Source organism: Lacinutrix jangbogonensis (assembly GCF_000797445.1).
In the GTDB taxonomy this organism is placed as follows: domain Bacteria; phylum Bacteroidota; class Bacteroidia; order Flavobacteriales; family Flavobacteriaceae; genus Lacinutrix; species Lacinutrix jangbogonensis.
In genome coordinates this window covers 101,317-117,258 of sequence record NZ_JSWF01000032.1, presented here as the reverse complement: position 1 = coordinate 117,258, position 15,942 = coordinate 101,317, and the positions used below count along the sequence as shown (strand labels likewise).

16 protein-coding genes, 1 tRNA gene and 1 pseudogene are annotated in these 15,942 nt (G+C 33.0%); 8 read left to right on the top strand and 10 right to left on the bottom strand.

All coding sequences use genetic code 11. The annotated features are described in order from the left end of the window. Position 1: 1 nt before the first annotated feature. Entirely contained in the window at positions 2-616 is a 615-nt protein-coding gene (locus RH82_RS13060) for a deoxynucleoside kinase (protein ID WP_034061373.1), read from the top strand. Positions 617-889: 273 nt separating this feature from the next. On the opposite strand, the pseudogene RH82_RS18220 reads toward RH82_RS13060, so the two are convergent. The 6 genes and pseudogenes from RH82_RS18220 to RH82_RS13035 all read right to left on the bottom strand — a co-directional run. Beyond that, positions 890-1,099, bottom strand: a pseudogene (locus RH82_RS18220) (App1 family protein); the annotation flags it as partial. Between the two features lie 193 nt (positions 1,100-1,292). After that, positions 1,293-3,698, bottom strand: coding sequence for a sodium-translocating pyrophosphatase (locus tag RH82_RS13055; protein WP_034061372.1), 2,406 nt, complete (start codon positions 3,696-3,698; stop codon positions 1,293-1,295). A 151-nt stretch (positions 3,699-3,849) separates the two neighbouring features. Next, a complete protein-coding gene (locus RH82_RS13050; protein ID WP_034061371.1) occupies positions 3,850-6,150 on the bottom strand; it encodes a M1 family metallopeptidase in 2,301 nt (766 codons plus the stop codon). 65 nt (positions 6,151-6,215) lie between these two features. Then, a complete protein-coding gene (locus RH82_RS13045; RefSeq protein WP_034061370.1) occupies positions 6,216-6,716 on the bottom strand; it encodes a DUF6702 family protein in 501 nt (166 codons plus the stop codon). 141 nt (positions 6,717-6,857) lie between these two features. Further along, a complete protein-coding gene (locus tag RH82_RS13040) occupies positions 6,858-7,655 on the bottom strand; it encodes a hypothetical protein (RefSeq protein WP_034061369.1) in 798 nt (265 codons plus the stop codon). After that, positions 7,639-8,448 (bottom strand): peptidase associated/transthyretin-like domain-containing protein, encoded by an 810-nt coding sequence (locus RH82_RS13035; RefSeq protein WP_156112478.1) that lies wholly within the window; start codon positions 8,446-8,448, stop codon positions 7,639-7,641. Before RH82_RS13035 ends, RH82_RS13040 begins: the two co-directional genes overlap by 17 nt. 139 nt (positions 8,449-8,587) lie before the next feature. Here RH82_RS13035 and pepE point away from each other — a divergent pair, with 139 nt between their 5' ends. Then, complete coding sequence (pepE, locus tag RH82_RS13030) at positions 8,588-9,295, top strand: dipeptidase PepE (RefSeq protein ID WP_034061367.1); 708 nt, start codon at positions 8,588-8,590, stop codon at positions 9,293-9,295. Positions 9,296-9,325: 30 nt separating this feature from the next. On the opposite strand, the gene RH82_RS13025 is transcribed toward pepE, so the two are convergent. Further along, positions 9,326-9,398 (bottom strand) — tRNA-Gly (locus RH82_RS13025). A 46-nt stretch (positions 9,399-9,444) separates the two neighbouring features. After that, positions 9,445-9,885 (bottom strand): GNAT family N-acetyltransferase, encoded by a 441-nt coding sequence (locus RH82_RS13020; RefSeq protein WP_316930936.1) that lies wholly within the window; start codon positions 9,883-9,885, stop codon positions 9,445-9,447. Between the two features lie 194 nt (positions 9,886-10,079). Between RH82_RS13020 and RH82_RS13015 the strand changes: the two genes are divergently transcribed. From RH82_RS13015 to RH82_RS18440, 3 genes are all read left to right on the top strand, one after another. Then, a complete protein-coding gene (locus RH82_RS13015; RefSeq protein ID WP_052158337.1) occupies positions 10,080-10,550 on the top strand; it encodes a GNAT family N-acetyltransferase in 471 nt (156 codons plus the stop codon). Further along, the gene (locus tag RH82_RS13010) at positions 10,547-11,275 is read left to right on the top strand and encodes a M15 family metallopeptidase (protein ID WP_034061366.1); all 729 of its coding nucleotides are present in this window, start codon (positions 10,547-10,549) and stop codon (positions 11,273-11,275) included. The genes RH82_RS13015 and RH82_RS13010 overlap by 4 nt, the downstream gene beginning before the upstream one ends. Before the next feature lie 61 nt (positions 11,276-11,336). Then, the gene (locus RH82_RS18440; protein ID WP_156112477.1) at positions 11,337-11,498 is read left to right on the top strand and encodes a M48 family metalloprotease; all 162 of its coding nucleotides are present in this window, start codon (positions 11,337-11,339) and stop codon (positions 11,496-11,498) included. Between the two features lie 41 nt (positions 11,499-11,539). On the opposite strand, the gene RH82_RS13005 is transcribed toward RH82_RS18440, so the two are convergent. Continuing rightward, positions 11,540-11,929, bottom strand: coding sequence for an ankyrin repeat domain-containing protein (locus RH82_RS13005; RefSeq protein ID WP_034061365.1), 390 nt, complete (start codon positions 11,927-11,929; stop codon positions 11,540-11,542). Positions 11,930-12,276: 347 nt separating this feature from the next. Here RH82_RS13005 and gpmI point away from each other — a divergent pair, with 347 nt between their 5' ends. The 3 genes from gpmI to RH82_RS12990 all read left to right on the top strand — a co-directional run bounded on the left by gpmI (position 12,277) and on the right by RH82_RS12990 (position 14,622). Then, positions 12,277-13,794, top strand: coding sequence for a 2,3-bisphosphoglycerate-independent phosphoglycerate mutase (gpmI, locus tag RH82_RS13000; RefSeq protein WP_034061364.1), 1,518 nt, complete (start codon positions 12,277-12,279; stop codon positions 13,792-13,794). Between the two features lie 121 nt (positions 13,795-13,915). Further along, the gene (locus RH82_RS12995; RefSeq protein WP_034061362.1) at positions 13,916-14,116 is read left to right on the top strand and encodes a hypothetical protein; all 201 of its coding nucleotides are present in this window, start codon (positions 13,916-13,918) and stop codon (positions 14,114-14,116) included. A gap of 104 nt (positions 14,117-14,220) precedes the next feature. Continuing rightward, a complete protein-coding gene (locus RH82_RS12990; protein ID WP_034061361.1) occupies positions 14,221-14,622 on the top strand; it encodes a BT0820 family HAD-type phosphatase in 402 nt (133 codons plus the stop codon). Here the strand turns inward: RH82_RS12990 and RH82_RS12985 are convergent. Further along, positions 14,619-15,890, bottom strand: coding sequence for an acetyl-CoA hydrolase/transferase family protein (locus RH82_RS12985; RefSeq protein WP_034061359.1), 1,272 nt, complete (start codon positions 15,888-15,890; stop codon positions 14,619-14,621). The genes RH82_RS12990 and RH82_RS12985 overlap by 4 nt on opposite strands. Positions 15,891-15,942: the final 52 nt, after the last annotated feature.

The window sequence follows — 15,942 nt, the reverse complement described above, 5'->3', positions numbered from 1 at the left end:
TATGCACGTTGCCATTGCCGGAAACATTGGAGCTGGAAAAACTACGCTCACTAAATTACTTGCTAAACATTACAAATGGGAAGCCCAATTAGAAGACGTAGTAGACAATCCATATTTAGACGATTTCTACAACCAGATGGAACGCTGGAGTTTTAATTTACAAGTATACTTTTTAAACAGTCGTTTTCGCCAAGTAGGTAAAATTCGCGAAAGCGGAAAAGACATCATTCAAGATCGTACTATTTATGAAGATGCGCATATTTTTGCACCAAACTTGCACGCTATGGGATTGATGACTAATCGTGATTTCGAAAATTACTCATCACTTTTCGAACTTATGGAAAGTTTTGTGCAAGGTCCAGATTTATTAATTTACTTGCGTAGTTCTATCCCAAATTTAGTAGGACAAATCCATAAACGCGGTCGCGATTACGAAAACTCTATTAGTATCGATTACTTAAGCAGACTAAACGAACGTTACGAAGCTTGGATATCGGGTTACGACAAAGGTAAATTACTAATTATTGATGTCGATGATCTTGATTTTGTAGCTAACCCAGAAGACTTAGGCCTTATACTTAATAAAATTGATGCTGAAATAAACGGTTTATTTTAGATTAATTTGGGCGTTTCTTTTTACTCATACCTACAAGACTAGACACCAAAACAAATTTGGTATATGCCTTGCAGGATCTTAAAAAAGTCAGGCTTTCACTACTCGTTTCCAGACTGAAACGTCTGGAGAGCTCAAACATACCGTTCAATCCTTAACGCATTACTCTTATAAATTAAAAGCGCTTCGCTTTATCTCAAACCATCTGAGTTTTATTAAAATAAAACACGCCTTCCTTTAACTAAAGGAAGGAACATATTGCGATAAAATTTATTCTTAAGCAATAAAACCATTCTCACGAGCATGAGCAATGGCTTGCTCACTACTTTCTACCAATAATGCAGGTGTTGTTTTATACTGTTCAAGTAACCCTTTTACTCGAGATATTTTCTTTTTTCGTTTTACGCTACGTAAGTAAACAGCTTTAATACGACCTGGAAATTGCGCTGCTATTTCAATGTAAATCCCTGGATTTTGTTCTCCACTATCACCTAGTAAAGAAACTTAGAACAAGCTCACGAGGCATTAAATTGAAATGCATGTCTGTTCCATAACTTTGGAAAGCTATAATTTGTAATGGATCTATTTTTAGTAATGCCATAGACATTTGGTCGATTTTAAAATAACAAAAAAACCACGCTAAAAGCGTGGTTTTTTTATCTAAAAGTTAAATACTTGATTATTTTCTTTCCTTTTCTTTTTCAACTTTAGCATATTCACTAGCTTCTTTAGCTACTTCATCTAAAGTTCCTTCAAAAGTTTTTTCAGTTATTTCAGTTTTACCATCTTTAACAACCTTAGTTGTTACTTTAGCTTTTGCTGCATCATCGATATTATTCCCATTCTCGTCAGTTTCAATTGAAACCTCTCTAGTCACTTCAACATTAGAAATATTCATAGCCATTCCTTCTTCAGCATGTCCTCCTAAAATAGGCGCAATTACTAAACCAATTAAACAAGTCAATTTAATTAATATGTTCATTGATGGTCCAGAAGTATCTTTAAATGGATCTCCAACTGTATCACCTGTTACTGCAGCTTTATGTGCATCAGAACCTTTATAAGTCATTACTCCATTAATTTCAACACCAGCTTCAAAAGATTTTTTAGCATTATCCCATGCACCACCAGCGTTGTTTTGGAAGATTGCCCAAAGCACACCACTTACAGTAACACCAGCCATATAGCCACCTAACATTTCAGCAACTAACATGTTGTTGTCCATGTAAAATAGTTTACCTACTAATACTACAGCTATTGGAAAACCGATAGTTAAGATTCCTGGTAACATCATTTCTTTTAATGATGCGTTTGTAGAAATTTCAACACATTTATCATATTCTGGCTTACCAGTGCCTTCCATAATTCCTGGAATTTCTTTAAACTGTCTTACCACTTCATTTACCATTTCCATTGCAGCTTTACCAACAGCATTCATTGCTAATGCAGAAAAAACTACGGGAACCATACCACCAACAAATAACATTGCTAAAACCGGAGCTTTAAAGATATTAATCCCATCAATACCAGTAAATGTTACATAAGCAGCAAATAAAGCTAAAGACGTTAATGCCGCAGATGCAATAGCAAAACCTTTACCAGTTGCAGCGGTTGTATTACCAACAGCATCTAAAATGTCTGTTCTTTCTCTAACGATAGGATCTTGTTTACTCATTTCGGCAATACCACCAGCATTATCTGCAATTGGACCAAAAGCATCAATCGCTAATTGCATAGCTGTTGTTGCCATCATTGCAGAAGCAGCTAAAGCAACGCCATAAAATCCTGCTAAAGCATATGATGACCATATTGCAGCAGCAAATAATAATACAGAAGAGAACGTAGAAATCATACCAGTAGCTAAACCAGCAATAATGTTTGTTCCTGCTCCAGTACTTGATTGTTGTACTATTTTTAAAATTGGCTTAGAACCTAATCCTGTATAGTATTCAGTAAATGCAGAGATTCCCGCACCAACAACTAAACCAACTAAACACGCATAGAATACACGCATTGAAGAAATATCTTGAAGACCTTCACCAAAGAAATCCATTTGCATTGTTTCTGGTAACATCCAAGTTACTAACCCGAAACAGGCTGCAGCAACCATTAAGATTGATGCCCAGTTTCCTATATTTAATGCTCTTTGTACGTCTTTTTCTTTTGCATCGTTAGATGAGATTTTAACTAATAGCGTTCCGATAAGAGAAATGATAATTCCTACACCTGCAATAGACATTGGTAATAAAATTGGTCCAATACCGCCAAAAGCATCTTGAATTGATCCTCCCATATCTTTAATCACATAGTTACCTAATACCATTGCAGCTAAAACTGTTGCTACATAAGATCCAAATAAATCGGCTCCCATACCTGCAACATCACCAACATTATCTCCAACATTATCAGCAATTGTTGCTGGGTTTCTTGGATCATCTTCAGGAATATCGGCTTGTACTTTACCTGCTAAATCAGCTCCAACATCGGCAGCCTTCGTATAAATACCACCACCTACTCTTGCAAATAATGCAATAGATTCAGCTCCCAAAGAGAAACCAGCTAGTGCTTCTAAAACGACAGTCATATCTCCCGTATTAGTCCATTCACCTCCCATAAACAATTGGAAAAATATAATAAAGAAAAGGGTTAAACCTAGCACAGCTAAACCAGCTACTCCAAGTCCCATAACAGTACCACCACCAAAAGACACTTTTAATGCGTTTGGCAAACTCGTTTTTGCTGCTTGTGTTGTTCTAACATTAGTTTTTGTTGCTATTTTCATTCCCATATTCCCTGCAAAAGCAGAAAAAATAGCGCCAATAATAAATGCAACTACAATTAAATAAGTACTATCCATAAAAAAAGCAATACCAGCTAAAACAATACTTGCTCCAACCACGAAAAACGCTAATAATCGGTATTCCGCCTTTAAGAAAGCTAAAGCACCTTCGTAGATGTGGTCTGAAATTTCTTTCATCTTACCATCACCCGCATCTTGTTTCATTACCCAGCCTTTTTTAATTACCATGTAAATTAAGCCTAAAATTGCCATAGCAATTGGCATATAAATCATCATTGATTCCATATCGTTTTTTTTTGATTAGTTTTTAGTGAACGCTAAAGTAATAAAATCGGTGATAAGAAAAAAATGTTTTAATTTCTATACCTTTTGGAATAGGCAATAAAAAAGCCTGCTCTTTACGAACAGGCTCTCTCTAGTCTCTAAAAACTAAAATTTAGTTTTTAACTTTATTTTTAAACTTATCGAAATCTCCTTGCTTAATCTCTCTTGGCCAAGCATTATTAGAAGTATCAACATCTGCCGTTTCTAATTTTGGATCGACTGTAATAGCCACAATCTCTTTATCAGAAGAAATTGCTTTACTTACTTCATTGTCATTAAGTCTCCAAATTTGCGCTGGATATGTTTCAGTTTTACTTGTACCATCAGCGTAAGTGTACTCAACTATTATTGGCATAACTAATCCTCCTGGCTTATTAAAAGTCACATTATAGAAAAACTTAGGCTCTTCCATTTTTGCACGCTCTTCTGCAGTAAAATTATCCATTAAATACTCTTTTAAAGATGTAGATTTTTCAAAAACACTTTCACTTTGCATTCCCGGAGTATGCTCATCACTTCCATCTTCAACAAAATACACTAAATCTTTTTCATCTATTCCATAACGTTTAGCCATGTTTTTTCCAACTTTATTTGCTGTAGTAGTTACGTAGAATTTTTTAACTTCTTTAACTCCTATATCAACATAATCTGTTGTATAAAACCATCCTCTCCAGTACCAATCTAAATCGAAAGCTGAAGCGTCTTCCATAGTACGAAAAAAGTCTTCTGGTGTTGGGTGTTTAAACATCCAACGCTGAGCATATTCTCTAAACGCATAATCGAATAATTCTGGTCCCATTACAGTTTCACGCAGAATATTTAATGCCGTTCCTGGCTTACCATAAGCGTTGTTACCAAACTGGTAAGTATTTAATCCTTTAGTCATAATTGGAGCAATAAAATCTTGATCTCCTCCCATGTAACGCGTAATATTTTTAGCTGGACCACGACGTGATGGATAAGCAGATTGTCCTTCTGATAAGGCTGCTGGATACCATTTTCCGAAATCTTGTTCTGCAACGTATTGTACAAAAGTATTTAAACCTTCGTCCATCCAAGTCCATTGACGCTCATCACTATTCACAATCATTGGAAAAAAGTTATGTCCAACCTCGTGGATAATTACAGACATCATTCCAAATTTAGTTCGATCACTATAGTTACCTTCTTTATCTGGACGACCATAGTTCCAGCAAATCATTGGGTATTCCATACCTTGTTGTTTTGCGTGTATAGAAATGGCTTTATGATAAGGATAATCGAACGTCATACGCGAGTAAGATTTCAATGTACTTGCCACAGCTTTAGTAGACCATTGTTCCCATAAAGGGTTTCCTTCTTTTCCATACATAGAAACAGCCATAACATCTTTGCTTCCAATTTTTACAGCCATCATATCCCATATGTAACGTCTTGATGTTGCAAAACCAAAATCACGAACATTCTCTGCATATAGTTTCCAAGTATTCTTTTTAGAAGACTTTGTTTTAATTTTTTCAATAGCCTCATCCTGTGTCACAATAACGACAGGTTCGGTATATGATTTTTTAGCTTTTTCGTAGCGCTTCATCATGTCTTTAGAAAACACTTCTTTTCTATTGGTTAATTTCCCTGTACCATCTAAGATATGATCTGCAGGAACTGTAATATTAACCTCAAAGTTTCCAAATGGTAATGCAAATTCATCGCGTCCCCAAAACTGAGAGTTTTGCCATCCTTCTACATCATTATATACAGCCATTCTAGGATAAAATTGTGCCATTACGTAAGCTCTATTATCGTCTTCTTTAAAGTACTCGTAACCAGAACGCCCTCTACCATTAACATGGTCGTTAATATTGTACCACCATTTAATAGAAAATGAAAATTGTGCTCCAGAAGCTAAAGGTTTTGGCATATCGACACGCATCATTGTACGATTAATCATATGCTGTAAAGGCTTTCCATTAGTATCTTTTACTTCTTGGATATTAAAACCACCATCGAAACCTTCTCCCATGTAATTATTTGCATAAGAAGAAATCTGAGCTACAGGACTAACGCCACTACCTTCAATTAAAGGTGTTTGAGAATCTTTAGCACGCATGTTTTGGTCTAATTGTACCCAAAGATATTTTAGCACGTCTGGCGAATTATTTGTATAAGTAATAGTTTCGAATCCAGACAACTTAGCATTAACATCGTCCAATTCTAAATCCATCACATAATCAGCTTGTTGCTGATAATAAGCAGCACCAGGTGCTCCAGAAGCCGCACGATACATGTTTGGAGTTGAAAACTCGTCGTAAAGTTGCTTGAATTTGTTTTGGTTAACATGCCCTTGTTGAGGCTCTTTTTTTTCTTGATCTTGTTGTGCAAAAACACCAACAGTTACAAAAAGTGCAGATAGCACGAAGTACTTTAAGTTGTTCATTTATTTGTTATTTTTCAGAATAGAGGCTGAATTTAACACATTTTAAGATTTAAACATTCTTTTTGTTAGAAGTTTAACATTCCTTTATCGTTCTCAGGAATTAAAATAAAGGATTTGTGCTTTCCATTTATATGTGTTCGCACTATGTTTTTTTGATCGCTAAACATGTCGTAAAGCACACTGTTTTCAACACTAAAAGATTTAATACTTTCTACGTTCTCGATTTCTAAATAGCATTGTATTACATCTTCGTCATACTCTTTACCAATAAACTTTATAATAGATGATTTTCCGTTAATATTGATTTTTAGTCTTGAAAGCAAATACTTTTTTATGTAGTTATCAATTTCAGTTTCATCTGTATTTGACGCTAAAACTATTTTATCGTTGTAACGTTCCTTAAGGAGCTCTTCGAAATCATCTATAAAAATACGTGTGATTATTTGAACAGATTGTTGGCCTTTCACATATTCAATTTTAGTAATACTTACATAGTATTTATGAACACTTTCAAAGGATAATGATGCAATAACGACTAAAACTAAAACTGATTTAAAAATTTTCATGTCTATTTTTTTTTAAAGGTTACATGCTGTTGGTTATTAGTCATTTTCTTAAGTGATAACATTTTTAACATGCGCGTTTTATAGTATTGACTTTAGATTACAAACTTACTTAAAGCAGACAAAAAGGATTCCAAAAAATCATTATTCTTTTATTGCCAGGTTTTCTTTGTACTGGATGTGTTTTTCTTTCATAAACGTTAAAGCCTCTAAATCGCTAGAAGCACAACGTTTTTCAAACGTTTTGTCCTCAGCACAGAAGTAGAAAAAGTCTGCTCTTAAATCTTCTTCTAGCTCGTTTTCTTTAAAAAAGGCTTCAGACAACCTATTTTTTAAAGCATTCATTAGTTTAGTGTTTGCTTCTAAAGCAACTATTTTTTTTAGTTCTTTAGTTCTTCCAGATAGTGCGTTTATTAAAGGTGTTAATCCTATTGACCCTCCTGCTCCACCAAGTGAACCACCTGCTTTTGGAGCAAAATCTGAAGCTTCTTGTAATCGTCTTTCATTTTTTGTTTTCCGCTTTCCTGTATAACCAGGAATACCAAAATCGTAAAAGTCTATTGGGCGTTTAGCATCAGAATTTAAAATATCTTTGGTTAAATCGCCTGTTAAGGTGAAACCTATTACTGCTTCTGGTAATTCGTTTACATGAACCTCAAGATTAATATCGAGTGTTTTATTTTTAATATCATCTGCACTTATTATGTATGTAAATATTTTGTATTGCACAGAAGTAAAAACAATGGTGTCCTTTTTTTTTGCTTCAATTTTAAAAAAACCTTTGTCGTTGGTGGTTGCATACAACTTTTGCGACCTATTTATTACGTGAATGTTTTCTATACTTTCTTGACCTTTAACCGAGCCTTCTAGAAGCGCGTTTTGAGAAAAACTAAGACTCGAAACTAGAAAGAAAATAAAGAATATTTTAGTCTTTGTTTTCATTATTTAGGACTAAGAATGCTCTACTTTTCGCATATAAATATTCAATTAACTTTAATTCGTTATTAGGTTCTAAGAGTGTGAAATTAAATTTCGAGTCTTCAAGATAGCCAATAAAAGGTTGCACTTTATCTTCTGGAATATTATAATTATCTACAAAGTATGAAGGTTCAAAAGCATCAGAAATTCTTGAAATAGGTGTTTCTAAACTTTTATCTTTTTTTAACTTTTTATTCTTTTTTTTATTCTTAAAAATCCAATTTGTTAATAATCCTATTATTGCAATACCATCTGCCTGAAATTGTTGTCGATCGTTTTGCGAACCAACAGCAATATTATCCACTTTAGAATGGTAATCGTCTGGCATTTCAAAATCTTCGAAGCTACCGTACTCAAAAACTACTGGTTCAGATAGTTTAGCATCTAATGCGTCCGTTTCAAGATCCCCTGTTAAATCATAAGGTAATAAAACGACTTCATCAAGCGTGTTTATGTATTCTTTCAAATATACTTTTAGAACTTTCGTATCTACAACTGCTTCTGTGATTTTTGTTGTGAAGGGAATAAGCTGAATTGAAGAAATACGAATTTCATCGTTTAATGCCACTTTAAGTTTAAAATCCCCAATGGAATCTGTAACTGTACCTTTATTAGAAGACGTATTATAAATGGTAATATTCTCTAAATCATCTACATCAACAATTATTTTTCCTTGAACCTCTATACGAGAATTATCTTGCGCGAAAACAGAAAATGTTGCTAATGAAAAAATTAATGTGAATAGAATTTGCTTCATTTGGTTAGATTTATAATTGTAAATAACGGTTTTCATTTCTTAATTAATATTTAAAAGAGTTTTAAACTTTTGTTAAAAGCATACTCTATACATTTATTGCTAAATTGGTATTATATAAATTTACAATAAATAAATTATAATGAGAAGTATTATTATTGCTAGCACATCTACTGTTTTTGGAGGCGCACCTTTAGATTACCTTTACGAGAAATTAAAAACTCACTTTAAAGACACAAACGCTATTCTATTTATTCCATACGCGAGACCTGGTGGAATTTCTCATGACGACTACACCCAAAAAATTCAAAAATCTTTTAAAGCTATAGGTAAAACGGTACAAGGTATTCACGAATTTGAAAATCCAACCGAAGCGATACAACAAGCAAAAGGCATCTATGTTGGCGGCGGAAATACTTTCGTATTAGTAAATATGCTGTATAAGCATAATTGTATGAATGCAATAAAAGAAGCTATAAATAATGGCACGCCATACTTAGGGACAAGTGCGGGAAGTAATATTTGCGGTTTAAGTATGAGCACAACAAACGATATGCCCATAGTTTATCCTTCAAGTTTTAAAACTCTAGGTTTTGTGCCTTTTAATATTAATCCGCATTATTTAGACCCTGTTTCTGGAAGTAAACACATGGGAGAAACACGAGAAACAAGAATTAAAGAGTTCCATAAATTTAATACGCAACCTGTTATTGGTTTACGAGAAGGAAGTTTTATAGAAGTGAAAGGCAATGATATTGTATTAAAAGGAAGCTTAAGAGCTAGGATTTTTGAATACGAAAAAGAAGCTTACGAGGTTGTGACAAATACATCTTTGAACTTAATAAAATAAAAAAGCTTCATCGATTAGATGAAGCTTTAGAGCGAGAGACCAGGTTCGAACTGGCGACATTCAGCTTGGAAGGCTGACGCTCTACCAACTGAGCTACTCTCGCATTTCCGGTGGCAAATATATAAACTATTATGGGTAATACAAGTAAATTATAAGGTTTTATAAAAATGATAGCCATAAATTTCATATCCTTCATTATAATAAAATTTATGAGAAGGATAATTTTGAACGTAAGTGTTTAATTCTGAAGTATTACAGCCTTTAGATTTGCCATAAGCGTACAACCATTTAAAAAATTCTTTTCCTAAACCTTTTCCTTGATAAGCGTCTTCTATATAAACATGATCCACTTCCATAGATTTTCCAGCATAATGCCTGGTTTGAAACCATAGACCACAAATGCCAATTAATTTTTCTTGTGAAGCTTCAGAATCATAAATACCTGCGCACTCATAATTTTCTTCTACCATTCTAGCAAAGCGCGCTTTTAAAATAGCATCAGAAATTGCATTATCCGTTAATTTTTGAATTAAAGGAATAACAGTATTAATTTCTTTTTTATTAATAATTTTAAAGATGAAAGGCATCATAATAGTTTTTAGTAAATTTAAATAAAGATTTAATTGAAACCAACTTATTCGCATTACAGATTTATAGAGATCTCATACCACTTTATTTTAAACTTTTTATCTCATGAGAAAATCTGTATTTTAGATTCCTTTTTACGAGTCTAAAGGAATTCTTTATTAGTAAATTTGAAAATATAAAACCAAAACTACGCTTCATGCCTTCAAAGTTTAAAACAACTAATACCCCAGAAATTGAAATTAAACAAATTAGCGGCTTAGAAACCATTCCTATAAGACATGCTGTACTGCGCAAAGGGAAACCAATTGAAGCTTGTTCAATCCCTCAAGATGATTTAGATAGCACTTACCATTTTGGTTTATTCAATAAAGACAAACTGGTTGGCGTTTGCACTTTTGTAACCGAGCAATCGCCTTATTTTAAAGACACAACTCAATACAGATTGCGTGCTATGGGTGTTTTAGAAGAACACCAAGGTTTCCATTTTGGGAAACATTTATTATCTCATGGAGTACACTTTTTAAAATCAAAAAATATTGAACGCCTATGGTTTAATGCACGTATTATTGCTGTCAAATTTTATAAAAACAATGGTTTTGAAACCATTGGTGATGTTTTTGATATACCAAACGTAGGAGACCACTACCTAATGCACAAAAAATTATGATTAAAAGACTTTATAGAAAACTCTTAGGTTTAGCAATTATTGCAATAGTTACTTTACCACAATTTGCTTTTAATCAAACCTCTATCTCTGAAGAAGAACTTATTGGCAAAGGTAATCCTACTCTATTTGGAGAAGGTTACAAATTAAGAGAAGCCGCTTTCTTATCTTTCAAAAAAATGCAAGATGAAGCTTTAAAAAGCGGTATTAGAATTGGAGCCGTTTCCAGCTATAGAAGTTTTGCTCACCAAAAACGTATCTGGGAACGCAAGTATAAAAGTAACCACGACAGTGGACTTACGCCTACAGAAAATATTAAAAAAATCATAGAATACTCCACTATCCCAGGAACTTCTCGTCATCATTGGGGAACAGATATCGATATTTACCAAACTAATGTAAAGCAACCAAAAAGCGTTTTATTAGAAAATAATTTTCATAACATTGGAGCGTATTGCAAACTTAAAGAATGGATGGATTTACATGCAAAAACGTACGGTTTCTATTTAGTTTATAACGATTTGCCGAAGCGAAAAGGTTTCAAATACGAGCCCTGGCATTATAGCTACAAACCGCTATCGTCAAAGTATTTAAAAGCCTACAAAAAATTAAATATTGCAAAAATACTTAAAACTGATAAACTTTTAGGAAGTGAAAACTTCTCAGAAAATTTTATTACTAAGTACACATTAGAAAATATTTTAGATATTAATATTGACCTCTTGTAACTGTCTAAACCAATTAATATAGTTCAACACTAAAAAAAGAGGCGGACTTGGCATGCGTTTTATGATGCGTTCTAAATATGATACCGAAGAGATGATTAGTGCTATGCAACTATTAAAAGATGTTGCTGGAACTAAATTTTATCCAGGATTTGCAAGTTCTCATTCAGATCCAGAAAATAGAATAGAAAATATTAAAAAAGCGATAAAAAGAATCAGACGTTAATAAAAAAAGCATTAGCAAATTGACCTTTTTTATTTTAACTTCTACTTTTTACTCAAGGCTTCTTCAATAATAGCATAAGTATCATCTGCTTTAGAGATTTTCGCATAATACTTTGCAGTTTTACCGTCATAAGATTTAGCACTTAAATTTGCGCCATTAGCAATTAGAATTTCTAAAATTTCTACGCGATTAAACTTCGCAGCATACATTAGTGGTGTTAACCCATTTGACATTTCATTAATATTCTCGCCAAGCTTAATTAATTCTGACACTACTTCTGTTTGGCCTTTTACAATTGCAAGACAAAAAGAGTTTACAGAATAAACTGATTCGATTTCACAACTGTTGTAATTAGATGTGACTGTTGTTGCATTTAAACTTGCTAAAGAGAAACTTAATGCAATTGCTGAAATAATGATTGTTTTTTTCATGATGATTGTTTTAATTGATTATTATTATTGTTGTTATACTATAAAGACGTCCAATAAAAATTATTGTTACATAATAATTTAATAATAACATTTCTTTAACTTTTTAATAAACAAACACCCAAATACTATTAACTCACTGAAAAACAATATTTTATAATATTCTATAAAAAAAATTAAACATATTTAACACCTAATTGTTTTCAATAATCTTTTAACTGTGTTTAATTCTTTGATTATAAATCAATTATATTAACAAAAACACTAAAACGATTTCGTTGTTTTATATCGTATTATGTTATCATTTAGAAACTTTAGTTTTTATATTTGTTACATAAAGCACAAATAAAATGAACAAAAAAGTCATCCTTATGATACTTGATGGTTGGGGAAAAAGCCCAGATCCAAAAGTCTCTGCCATAGATAATGCCAACACACCTTTTATAGATAGTTTATATACAAAATATGGGCATGCGCAATTAAGAACAGATGGTTTACATGTTGGTTTGCCAGAAGGACAAATGGGAAACAGCGAAGTTGGACACATGAATTTAGGTGCTGGACGAATTGTTTATCAAGACTTAGCGAAGATTAATTTAGCCATCGAAAACAATACTTTAGAACAAGAAAAAGTATTAGTTGACGCCCTTAATTATGCTAAAACGAAAGGTAAAAACATTCATTTATTAGGCTTAGTGAGTAATGGCGGTGTACATTCTCACATTAATCATATCAAAGCATTAGTAGATGCATCAGAAAATGCTGGTGTTAAAAACACATACATTCATGCATTTACAGATGGGCGTGATGTGGATCCAAAATCTGGAAAAAGTTTTATTGAAGATTTAGAAAACTATACAAAGCATAAGAGTACTCAAATTGCAAGTATTACAGGTCGTTATTATGCAATGGATCGCGATAATCGTTGGGAACGTGTTAAAATTGCTTACGATGCATTGGTTAATGGTACGGGTGAATTATCGAATAACTTATCTGAAAGTATTCAAAAAAACTACGATACAGATATTACAGATGAATTTATAAAACCCATTATAAAAACAAATACTGAAGGACTTCCGCTTGCCACTATAAAAGAAGACGATGTAGTTCTATTTTTTAATTTTAGAACAGATAGAGGTCGCGAGTTAACTGACGCTTTACACCAAAACGATCATCACGAACAAAACATGCATAAATTGAATTTGTATTACGTTACAATGACAAATTATGGTGATGCTTTTGAAGGCATTCATATTATTTTTGATAAAGATAATATCACTGAAACTTTAGGTGAAGTTTTAGAGAGAAACAACAAAACGCAAATTAGAATTGCCGAAACAGAAAAATATCCTCATGTTACTTTTTTCTTTTCTGGAGGAAGAGAAGCACCTTTTAAAAGAGAATCTAGAATTCTTAAAAACTCTCCAAAAGTTGCGACTTACGATTTAAAACCAGAAATGAGTGCTTTTGAATTAACTGATGCTCTAGTTCCAGAATTACAAAAAAGTGAAGTAGATTTTGTATGCCTAAACTTTGCAAATGGAGACATGGTAGGCCACACAGGCTCAATGTTAGCAGCTATAAAAGCATGCGAAGCTGTAGATACTTGCGTAGAAAAAGTGGTTACAACTGCCTTAGAGAATGGTTATACAACTTTACTTATTGCAGATCATGGAAACTGTGAAACCATGATGAATCCAGATGGTTCACCAAACACAGCACACACTATTAACCCAGTACCAATTATTTTAATAGATAACCAATTAAAAGAGATTAAAGATGGTGTTCTAAGTGATTTAGCGCCGACTATTTTAAAACTTATTGGTATTGAAAAACCAATGGTTATGACACAAGAAAGTTTAATTTAAAAATGAAAAAAAAATAATTATAGTTTTCTTATTCTTTAGTTTCACTAATTGCGAAAACTACAACCCTAAAAAGTTTGAAACTACAAAATGGAAAAATGCCAGCAATAGAGAAAAAGGTCTTATGGCTCCAAATTTAGTAGATAGCAAAATTTTAATTGGCAAAAGCAAAGCTGAAGTATTAGATATTATTGGTAAACCTAAAGACAGCAGTAACATTAACTTTCATTATCTTATTGACTTTGGATATATGGCTCCGTATCATTTGGATGTGAATTTTCACGAAAATGAAAACAAAGTGATTGCTGTAATACTTATTGACTAATTAGCAGACTTAAGCACTTCATCCTTTATGGGCTTAAGAATAGCATTAATCTGTTTACTCTTTTGCATATAAAAATTGTACTTTTACACCCTATTTTTATTTAAATGAATATTTCTAAAGGACTTATTATTGCTGTAGATTTTGATGGTACTATTGTAGAAGATGGCTATCCTGGCATTGGAAACGAACGCTTATTTGCTTTTGAAACCTTAAAACGTTTGCAAGCAGATGGTCATCGTTTAATTTTATGGACTTACAGACACGGCAAAAAATTAGACGAAGCTGTAGACTATTGTAAAGCCAACGGTGTTGAGTTTTATGCTGTGAATAGAAGTTTTGCTGAAGAAGATTCAATCGAAGAAGTAAGCCGAAAAATTCATGCAGATTTATTTATAGACGATAGAAATATTGGCGGCATCCTTGGTTGGGGAGAAATTTACCAAATGCTAACAAATGAATCTCCAAACCAATCGAAACCAAAGAAAAAAGGGTGGTTTAATTTTTAACTTCCAATCATTTCAAAATAAGACCTATCTATTGCTTCTCTATGATCTGGATGTGCAATATTAACTAATTCTTTTACACGCTGTTTTATTGTTTTTCCGTAAAGGTTTGCCACACCATATTCCGTTACTACATAATGCAAATGAGAACGTGTTGTTACTACTCCTGCTCCAGGTTTTAATGCTGGTACAATTCTACTAATTCCCTTTTTAGTAATTGATGGTAAAGCAATAATAGCTTTCCCTCCTTCGCTTAATGAAGCACCTCTTATAAAATCCATTTGACCGCCTACTCCCGAATATATATTGGGACCAATAGAATCTGCACAAACTTGTCCTGTAACATCGACCTCTATTGCAGAATTTATTGCAACCATTTTGGGATTTTGTCTAATTATAGATACATCGTTTGTGTAATTTGATGCTCGCATTTCTACAAAAGGATTATCATCTACATAATCATACAAACGCTGTGAACCCATTAAAAATGTTGATAATGCACGACCACGATTTATAGCTTTATAATTTCCGTTAATAACATCATTAAGAATTAAATCTATAACACCATCCGAAAACATTTCGGTATGCAACCCCAAATCTTTATGATTGGTCAATCTTGTAAGTACAGCATTTGGAATACTTCCTATTCCCATTTGAAGCGTGCTTCTATCTTCAATTAAATTAGCAACATATTCACCTATCTTAGCTTCAACAGTATTTGGAGCAACAACTTCATGACCAGGAAGCGGCGCGTGATGTTCTACAAACGTATCAATTTCAGAAACATGAATAATTCCAGCACCATGCGTTCTTGGCATAAATTTATTAACCTGTGCAATAACAGTTGTTGCATTATCAATAGCTGCTAACGTTGCTTCTACAGACACACCTAAAGAGCAATAACCATGTCGGTCTGGAACAGAAACTTGTATAAAAGCGACATCTAAATCAACTATATTACGTTTAAATAATGAAGGTAATTCGCTTAAAAACACAGGTGTATAAGACCCATTTCCAGCTTTTAAAGTATGCCTAACATTTTTACCAATAAAAAAAGAATTAACATGAAAACTATCGGTTAGTTCTGGATTAGCATAAGGAGCAGGACCTTCAGTATGTAGGTGACAAATTTCTACATTTCTCAATTCCTCATGTCTAGCTGAAACAGCTTGTATTAAAGACTGAGGAGCAGCAGCTGCAGCTTGAATATAAATACGATTATTAGATTTTATTACTTTTACTGCTTCTTCTGCTGTGATTGGAGAATACATAATTATAATTTTAGACTACAAAAATACGATGGTTAATACTCTTAAAAACTAT

Bases quoted from the DNA above. Each gene is read 5' to 3' on its own strand.
- RH82_RS13045 (WP_034061370.1), bottom strand. From the start codon at position 6,716: ATGAAAATTTTTAAATCAGTTTTAGTTTTAGTCGTTATTGCATCATTA.
- RH82_RS12995 (WP_034061362.1), top strand. From the start codon at position 13,916: ATGGCTCCAAATTTAGTAGATAGCAAAATTTTAATTGGCAAAAGCAAA.
- RH82_RS13005 (WP_034061365.1), bottom strand. From the start codon at position 11,929: ATGAAAAAAACAATCATTATTTCAGCAATTGCATTAAGTTTCTCTTTA.
- RH82_RS13035 (WP_156112478.1), bottom strand. From the start codon at position 8,448: ATGAAGCAAATTCTATTCACATTAATTTTTTCATTAGCAACATTTTCT.
- RH82_RS13060 (WP_034061373.1), top strand. From the start codon at position 2: ATGCACGTTGCCATTGCCGGAAACATTGGAGCTGGAAAAACTACGCTC.
- pepE (WP_034061367.1), top strand. From the start codon at position 8,588: ATGAGAAGTATTATTATTGCTAGCACATCTACTGTTTTTGGAGGCGCA.
- RH82_RS12990 (WP_034061361.1), top strand. From the start codon at position 14,221: ATGAATATTTCTAAAGGACTTATTATTGCTGTAGATTTTGATGGTACT.
- RH82_RS13010 (WP_034061366.1), top strand. From the start codon at position 10,547: ATGATTAAAAGACTTTATAGAAAACTCTTAGGTTTAGCAATTATTGCA.
- RH82_RS18440 (WP_156112477.1), top strand. From the start codon at position 11,337: ATGATGCGTTCTAAATATGATACCGAAGAGATGATTAGTGCTATGCAA.
- RH82_RS12985 (WP_034061359.1), bottom strand. From the start codon at position 15,890: ATGTATTCTCCAATCACAGCAGAAGAAGCAGTAAAAGTAATAAAATCT.
- RH82_RS13015 (WP_052158337.1), top strand. From the start codon at position 10,080: ATGCCTTCAAAGTTTAAAACAACTAATACCCCAGAAATTGAAATTAAA.
- RH82_RS13050 (WP_034061371.1), bottom strand. From the start codon at position 6,150: ATGAACAACTTAAAGTACTTCGTGCTATCTGCACTTTTTGTAACTGTT.
- gpmI (WP_034061364.1), top strand. From the start codon at position 12,277: ATGAACAAAAAAGTCATCCTTATGATACTTGATGGTTGGGGAAAAAGC.
- RH82_RS13020 (WP_316930936.1), bottom strand. From the start codon at position 9,885: ATGATGCCTTTCATCTTTAAAATTATTAATAAAAAAGAAATTAATACT.
- RH82_RS13040 (WP_034061369.1), bottom strand. From the start codon at position 7,655: ATGAAAACAAAGACTAAAATATTCTTTATTTTCTTTCTAGTTTCGAGT.
- RH82_RS13055 (WP_034061372.1), bottom strand. From the start codon at position 3,698: ATGGAATCAATGATGATTTATATGCCAATTGCTATGGCAATTTTAGGC.